This is a genomic window from Nocardia sp. NPDC058497 (assembly GCF_042720195.1).
Lineage (GTDB): Bacteria > Actinomycetota > Actinomycetes > Mycobacteriales > Mycobacteriaceae > Nocardia.
Map to the genome: position 1 here is coordinate 1 of NZ_JBHXMY010000284.1, position 7,500 is coordinate 7,500.

Sequence of the window (7,500 nt, forward strand, 5' to 3'; positions counted from 1 at the left end):
GCTCTGGGTTTCGGGGTGGCCCTCCCCCCCCCCGGGCGGTGGACTCGGCTTGAAGGGCGCTGCCAAGGCGCCGGGTGCGAAGGCAGCCGAAGCGGCACCGGCCGCCGAGACCGCGGCTCCCGCGGCCCCGGTCAAGGGTCTGGGCATGAAGGGTGCCGCCAAGGCACCCGGCGGCGGACTCGGCATGAAGGGTGGCGCGAAGGCTCCGGGTGTGAAGGCTCCGGCAGCTCCCGCCGAGGCAGCCGCCCCCGCCGAAGCCGCTCCCGCCCCGGCAGCCCCGCCGGTCAAGGGCCTGGGCATGAAGGGCGGCGCCAAGGCCCCCGGCGCAAAGGCCCCGACCGCCACGGCAGCTGAGACCGCTCCGGCAGCAGAAGCGGCCCCCGCCGCTGAAGCTCCCGCCGCGACCCCGGCTTCGGCCCCGGTTTCGGCCCCCACCGAGACCAAGCCGACGGTCGCCGCCAAGGGTCTGGCCATGAAGTCGGGCTTCAAGCGCCCCGGCCCGAAGGCCCCCGGCGCCGCAGCCCCGGCCTCAGCTCCCGCGGCCCCGGCCGCACCGGAAGCCCCGGTCGCACCGGAAGCTCCCGCGGCGGAATCGGCCCCCCAGCCCGAGCCCACCAACGGCAACGGCAACGGCACCCCGCCGGTGGCCCCGCCGACCGCCAAGCCCGGCGGCCTCGGCTTCAAGTCCGGCGCGAAGGCCCCCGGCCGCAAGAACTGACAACTGAACAACTGAAAGCCCAGGTGAGGCGCGGATTCTCGGAATCCGCGCCTCACTGCTGTTTATCGCACAACGACCGACCGGCGGTAAGAGTTCGCTGATGTGGCTGCTGGTTACAGAAGAAGCGACGAGAAATAGGTTTACACATATGGTCGCATGAGCGACTATATGTGTATGGATGAGATGACAGTCGCCGAAGCTGGCGCGGCTCTTGGGGTGACCGGGCGCCAGGTGCAGCGGCTAGTTGCGGTAGGTCATCTCACACTCTCGCGGAAGATCGGGCGCTCGATTCTCATCGATACGCGATCGGTGTATCAGAGAAAGCACGAAGAGCCTCGACAAGGACGGCCCTGGACCCAGACGAACGCCTGGGCCGCTGTTGTCATGCTGTCACACGGCAGACTGGATTGGATCACCATCGCCCAACGAAGGCGGATCGCTTACCGCCTGGCTACCGCGTCAGCCGACGATCTTGTGCGACTTGCAAAGAACCGGGCCGAGGTTCAACATTTCCGATGTCACCCGTCGCTCCTGCACGAGCTGGAACCGCACGTGATTCCCACCGGCACGAGTGCCTTGTCGGTGCGGAATGCAGCCACCTTCGGCCTGACGATCTCGAACGACTCGGTCGACGGCTACGTTCCGGTCGAATCTGTCGCAGAAATGGTCGAGGTCTACGCCCTGACGCCGGATCCGGCAGGGCAGGTCACGCTGCGGACGGTATCGGAGGAGAGGGCATTCGCCGGAGGTCGCCTGCCCGCACCGGCCGTCGCGCTCGACCTTGCCGAGTCGCTGAACAGCAGAGAACGGGCCGCTGGCATAGCGCAATTGGCTCAACTCCTCGACAGCAGGAAGCAATGATGACCCCACACCGCCCGCTGTGGATGGTCCCCACCCCCAATGGCGGCTGGGGACCACCGTGGCCCCAACTCGTCGAGATCGCCTCATTTCTTCCCGGCGACTGTTGGACATTGATCGGCGGCCTCATGGTCCAGATCCACGCCATCCACGCCGGACTTCCACCGACACGAGCAACCGTCGACGTCGACATGGTCTTGCATATCGAAACCGGTGCAACGACGTTCAGCCGTGCGAGTTACGTGCTCGAGCAACTTGGATACTCGCTGGTCATTCCAGACAGTCGCCGATCTTTCGTACACCGTTTCGAACGCCCTGGGGCGCAGGTAGACGTCATGGTCGCCGACAATCTGGCACCACGCCACCAGCCTACGGTCGCCGGCCGCCGAGTCTTCGCAGTTCCAGCGGGTACGTCAGCGTTGCGCAAGACTGTGAACTGCCACATCAAACCCGACCGCGGGTATCCAGTTACGTTCAGCATTCCCGACCCGCTCGGCGCACTCGTCTTGAAAGGTGCCGCGTACCTCGCCGATACGCGGGACCGCGATCGGCACCTCGAGGATGCCGCGACACTGCTGTGCGGCTTTACCGAACCCGATGCCGACCGGCAGCGCATGATCGGAAGTGACCGTAACGGCTGCAGGCTCTGAATACCCGCCTATCAGATCCGCGTCATAGATCGTGGCTTCAAGTCCCGGACCAGCGCCGCGCCAGCGCTATTGATGCGCTGCGCATCCTTGTCGCCGAGCCGACACGCAAGCCGATTCGCAGACTCGGCGGCTGACACAATCCGCTTGTCGCAGCCCGTCGTCAGCAGTCTGCGAGCCAGGACTTCGCATACCCCGCGGATTGGTAGGCGTAGTCCCAGGCCCAGCGGGTGGGTGAGAGGTGGGGTTTCGGGTCGACGAAGAGGAGTTCGCCGGGCCAACATTTGCCGAGGATGTAGCGGGCGCGGGAGATGTGCGGGGTGAAGGTGACCACGATGACGCGATCCCAGTCAGCACCGAGGCGACCCAGTTCGCGACCTTCGCCGAGGGTGGTCCGGGGGCTGGGGTCGAAGCAGATGACGTCGAAGGCATAGCCGCCGTGGCAGATCCGGTTGACCATCGGGCTGTGCTCATAGGGGTTGGAGATGAGGACGCGGGGTGCGTATCCCTCGGCCGCCAGGCGTAACCCGAGTTGTTCGCGGCCGTCATGGGCCCCGCCGAGGACGAGAATCGCGTCGGCGCGAACCGGCTCATCGGTCTCCGGCCGCACATACACCGGCCACAGCGCGACCACCGCGGCCAGCACCGCGACCGACAATCCACCAGTGGCGAACACAATCCGGCGCATACGCGAATGCTAGTGACCGGCACCGTCCTGGCGTAATCGTGCAATTCGCGTTCGCCCAGTCAGATATATGACTACGAAGACGCCGATTGCACGATTATGCCGGACCTCCCGCGAGACGTGCGGTTCGCCGGAATGCCGGCCGACGATCCGAACCCCACACCGCCGCCATTACATCGCCGCAGGTGAAAGCCATGTACGGCAGCCACCCGATCCCGCGTTTCCCCCTGTACACCAGATGTTGCGCCCGCTCTTGCCTCGCTGACGCGGCGTAGCCACGCGCGCGGCTTACCAACAGGAGTATGCGATGCACAGTCTTCGGAACGGGGTACCTGGGGGCCACGCATGCCGCGTGTATGGCCGAGCTGGGGCACGATGTGGTCGGGGTGGATGTGGATCCCGGCAAGGTGGCCAAACTGGCCGACGGTGTGGTGCCGTTCTACGAACCGGGCCTGGACGAGGTGCTGCAACGCAACCTCGCCGCGGGCAGGCTGCGGTTCACCACCGACTACGAGGACGCCGCGGCCCACGCCGACGTGCACTTCCTCGGCGTCGGCACACCACAGAAGAAGGGTGAGTACGGCGCCGACCTGAAATACGTACACGCCGTTGTCGATGCCCTCGCGCCGATGCTGGAGCGCCCGGCGATGATCGTCGGCAAGTCGACAGTCCCGGTGGGAACCGCTGCGGCACTGGGTGATCGGGCCCGCGCGGCCGCGACCGTCGACGTCGAGGTCGCGTGGAACCCGGAGTTCCTGCGTGAAGGTTTCGCCGTGCAGGACACCCTGCGCCCCGACCGCCTCGTCCTCGGCCTCGACCCCAGCCGCGAGCGTTCGCCCTGGGTCGAGCAGCAGATCCGCGAGATCTACGCCGACCTGATCGCCGCCGAGATCCCCCTCCTGCTGACCGACCTGGCCACCGCCGAATTGGTGAAGGTCTCCGCGAATGCCTTTCTGGCGACCAAGATCTCGTTCATCAACGCGGTATCCGAGGTCTGCGAGGCGACCGGCGCCGACGTGACGATGCTGGCCGACGCCCTCGGCTACGACGCCCGCATCGGCCGCCGATTCCTCAATGCTGGACTGGGTTTCGGCGGCGGCTGCCTGCCCAAGGACATCCGCGCCTTCATGGCCCGCTCCGGCGAGCTCGGCGCCGACCACGCCGTGGCGTTCCTGCGCGAGGTCGACAACATCAACATGCGGCGCCGCACCAAGGTGGTCGACATGGCCGCGCGCGCCTGCGGCGGCTCGCTGCTCGGCGCGAACGTGGCGGTCCTGGGCGCGGCGTTCAAACCGGAATCCGACGACGTGCGCGATTCGCCGGCGCTGAACGTGGCGGGGATGATCCAGCTACACGGCGCCGTCGTCACCGTGTACGACCCGAAGGCGGTGGAGAATTCGCGCCGGGTGTTCCCGACATTGAACTACGCCACCTCGGTCGCGGAGGCGTGCGATCGCGCCGATGTGGTGCTGGTCCTGACCGAATGGAACGAATTCACGGCGTTGACTCCGGCCGACCTGGACCCGGTGGTGCGGACCCGTTCGATCATCGACGGTCGCAATTGCCTGGACCGCACTACCTGGCGGGAAGCCGGGTGGGTGTACGCCGGACTCGGTACCCCGTAGAGTGGCGATCCAAGCGGGGGCTGCCGGACCATAGATCCGAGTACGCAGGCTCCGCATGTCGTGCGGTAGGAACGAGATGGGCAGCTGATGAGTGCGGTATTGGGAGTATCGGTGGGGGCCGGCACAGTGCGCCTCGCACGCCCGCAGCACGGTGGCCCCCACGGGTTCGTCCCGCCGTATTCGTTCGAGCTGCACACCCTTTCGATGCCCGAGCACCAGGCCGAGGAGTCCGCGGCCGACGCTATCGCCCAGGCGCTGGCCGCATCGCCCGAGGTCACCGCCACCACGGTCACCTTCCGCAGCGATCAGCAGGCCAGGGCGATCAGGGCCGCGATGGCGCGCCGCCAGCTCACCAACTATCAGCTGGTCCCCGAAGCCGTTGCCGCCGTGCACTTCGCGCACGCGACCAGCGATATGCGCGAGGTATCCACACTGGCGGTCTACGACCTGGGCAGTTCGGGTCTCACGGTGAGTGTGATCAACGCGCGCACCAGCGATGTCTACCAGTGCGAGCGGATCAGCGACATCAGCGGCGACTACCTGGATTCGCTGATCAGGGAACAGCAGATCGCCTCGGGCCGGATCGCGCATCCGGCCGATCCGGTGGGGCTGGCCGAGCTGGACGCGCTGTGCCGGGCCGCCAAGGAACAGCTGTCGAGCAACAACGCGGTGGCGCTGCCCAGCGAGCAGGGCCTGGTGCTGCTCACCCAGGAGAACTTCGAAGCGCTGATGATGCTGGCGATCGAGTCGTCGGCGCGGATGACCCGCGATGTCATCATCCGCGCGCAGCATCCGGTGCAGGCGATCATGGTGATCGGCGGCGGTGCCCGGATTCCGCTGATCGCGCGGGTATTGGAACGCACGATCGGCGTTCCGGTGATCGTGCCGGCCGAGCCGGAGACGGCGCTGGCCCGCGGCGCGGCACTGCTGGCCCGCCCCGCCCAGGTGCAGCAGGCGCCGGTCGGTCCACCGGCCGCGCCGCTCGGTGACGTCGACGACGCCACCCCGGCGTGGCTGACCGCGCCGGCCCGCCGTCGTCCACTCAGCGCGCTGACCAACCGCGGCCACAATCGCCGCGAGCTGAATGCCGCCGTGCTGACGGTGAGTTCGCTGGTCGTGGTCGCCGCGATCGGCCTCGGCCTCGGCTACGGGCCGGAGGTGCTCGAGCGCGGCAATTCCAGCGACGGTTCGCAGGCGGTACCCGCGACGACCGCGCCGCGTCCCTCGATGGCCGGTCCGACCTCGGCCGCGGCGCCGACCACCGACGCGGTCCACGCCACGGTGGCCGCCCCGCCCGCCCGACAGCAGGGGTCCCAGCCGACCACCTCGGCCCCGCCGACGCAGGGCCCCAACACCTTCACCGTGGTGCCGGGCCTGCCGCCGATCGTCGTGCCGACGCTGCCGCCGGTGGTGTTGCCTGGCTTCCCGCCGCCCGGCGAGTAACTCAGGTCCTGGCGTGCCTGGCACGCTGCGGCGCGACCACGACCGGCTTGGCGCCGAACGGCCGGGCGAGCAGCACCGCGATGGCGGTGGTCAACGGCACCGACAGCGCGAGCGCGATACCGCCGACCGCGGAGCGGGTGATCTCGATGGCGACGGCGTCACCGGTGAGCACGTCGGTGATGGATCGCCCGGCGACGCTGAACAGCAGCAGCAGCGGCAGCGCGCCACCGGCGTAGGCGAGCACCAGGGTGTAGACCGTGCTGGCGATGTGGTCGCGACCGACGCGCATGGTGGCGGTGAAGATCTCGCGCCGCGACGCGCCCTCGTCCAGCGCGGCGAGTTCGAAGGCGGCCGAGGCCTGGGTGATGGTGACGTCGTTGAGCACGCCGAGCGAGCCGATGATGAACCCGGCCAGCAGCAGTCCGGTGATGCTGACGTGCTGGAGGTAGGTGGCCACATTGGTGTTCTGCTCTTCGGACAGACCGGTGAGGTTGGTGACCTCCAGCGTCAGCCAGGACAGGAAGGCCGCCACCAGCATCGAGGCGAGCGTCCCGAGCAGCGCGGAACTGGTCCGCAGGTTCACCCCGTGCGCGAGGTAGAGCACCACGTAGAGGATCAGCGCTCCGGAGACCAGCGCGACCGGAATCGCGGGCTTGCCGTCGAGCAGCGCGGGCAGCAGGAACATGACGACGACGGCGAACGCGAACAGCAGCCCGATCAGTGCCCTGAACCCACGCCACCGCGCGACGACACAGATGACAACGACGAACGCGAGCACGATCAGCAGCAACGGCAGCCCGCGCGAGTAGTCCTCGAACGCGTACAGCGTCATCCCACTCGGATCCTCGGCCCGCACGACCCGGATATCGTCACCGGCCCGCAGATCGGGTTGCCCTGGCCCCGGCGCGATTTCGAACAGCGTCTTGTCCCCCTCGTCGGGCCCCGACCGCAACTCGACAATGCTCCGCTGACACGTATAGGCCCCCGTCCGCGGCGCCTCGGGCTTGTCACTGAACACCTTCCCCTGCGAGGGACTCCCACAGGGCCCGATGTCCTGCATCACCACAGTCCCCGCCTCGGTATGCACCGCCTCCCCGGTAGCGGTCTGCATAGGCAACGGAATCTCGACGTGCTGCGCACTCGGCCACAGAATCACCATCGCCACCAACACCACCACCCCGATGACAGCAAGCAGCCCCACAACAACTTTCGCGGCGGTAGCCCCGATAGCAATGGGCCCCGAATGATCGTGATGGTGGTGATGATGATCGCTCACCGGGCAGAGCTTAAAGGATCTCGTTTTCAAGAACGACCCGACGCAACCCACAGATCACGCAAGAACATGGGTAACTCACCGGGAACGGGCTACCCCCACCACCCCACCCACCGCCGGCCGCAAACACAAAACCTCCCCGCGCCTAGGCCTGGCCTAGATTCGAGTATATGAGGTACAGTTTTTTTTTTCTGCGTAGATCAGGTGGATGTCTCCGCCTTTCTCTTATAAACATAACCGAGCCCACGATA

6 protein-coding genes and 1 pseudogene are annotated in these 7,500 nt (G+C 67.3%); 5 read left to right on the plus strand and 2 right to left on the minus strand.

Annotation, left to right across the window (positions count from 1 at the left end; genetic code table 11):
• The 3 genes and pseudogenes from ACFWPJ_RS19225 to ACFWPJ_RS19235 all read left to right on the plus strand — a co-directional run.
• Positions 1–718, plus strand: a pseudogene (locus tag ACFWPJ_RS19225) (Fe-S oxidoreductase); the annotation flags it as partial.
• A gap of 174 nt (positions 719–892) precedes the next feature.
• Positions 893–1,579 (plus strand): hypothetical protein, encoded by a 687-nt coding sequence (locus tag ACFWPJ_RS19230; protein WP_378853135.1) that lies wholly within the window; start codon positions 893–895, stop codon positions 1,577–1,579.
• Positions 1,579–2,226, plus strand: a complete 648-nt coding sequence (locus ACFWPJ_RS19235) for a hypothetical protein (protein ID WP_378853137.1) — start codon at positions 1,579–1,581, stop codon at positions 2,224–2,226. Before ACFWPJ_RS19230 ends, ACFWPJ_RS19235 begins: the two co-directional genes overlap by 1 nt.
• Positions 2,227–2,386: 160 nt before the next feature.
• Here the strand turns inward: ACFWPJ_RS19235 and ACFWPJ_RS19240 are convergent, their stop codons facing one another.
• Complete coding sequence (locus ACFWPJ_RS19240) at positions 2,387–2,911, minus strand: YdcF family protein (protein ID WP_378853139.1); 525 nt, start codon at positions 2,909–2,911, stop codon at positions 2,387–2,389.
• 299 nt (positions 2,912–3,210) lie between these two features.
• Between ACFWPJ_RS19240 and ACFWPJ_RS19245 the strand changes: the two genes are divergently transcribed.
• Positions 3,211–4,533 (plus strand): UDP-glucose dehydrogenase family protein, encoded by a 1,323-nt coding sequence (locus tag ACFWPJ_RS19245; protein ID WP_378853141.1) that lies wholly within the window; start codon positions 3,211–3,213, stop codon positions 4,531–4,533.
• A 111-nt stretch (positions 4,534–4,644) separates the two neighbouring features.
• Complete coding sequence (locus ACFWPJ_RS19250; RefSeq protein WP_378853143.1) at positions 4,645–5,976, plus strand: Hsp70 family protein; 1,332 nt, start codon at positions 4,645–4,647, stop codon at positions 5,974–5,976.
• Position 5,977: 1 nt separating this feature from the next.
• Here ACFWPJ_RS19250 and ACFWPJ_RS19255 read toward each other — a convergent pair whose 3' ends face one another.
• Positions 5,978–7,252, minus strand: coding sequence for a YibE/F family protein (locus ACFWPJ_RS19255; protein ID WP_378853145.1), 1,275 nt, complete (start codon positions 7,250–7,252; stop codon positions 5,978–5,980).
• Positions 7,253–7,500 lie beyond the last annotated feature (248 nt).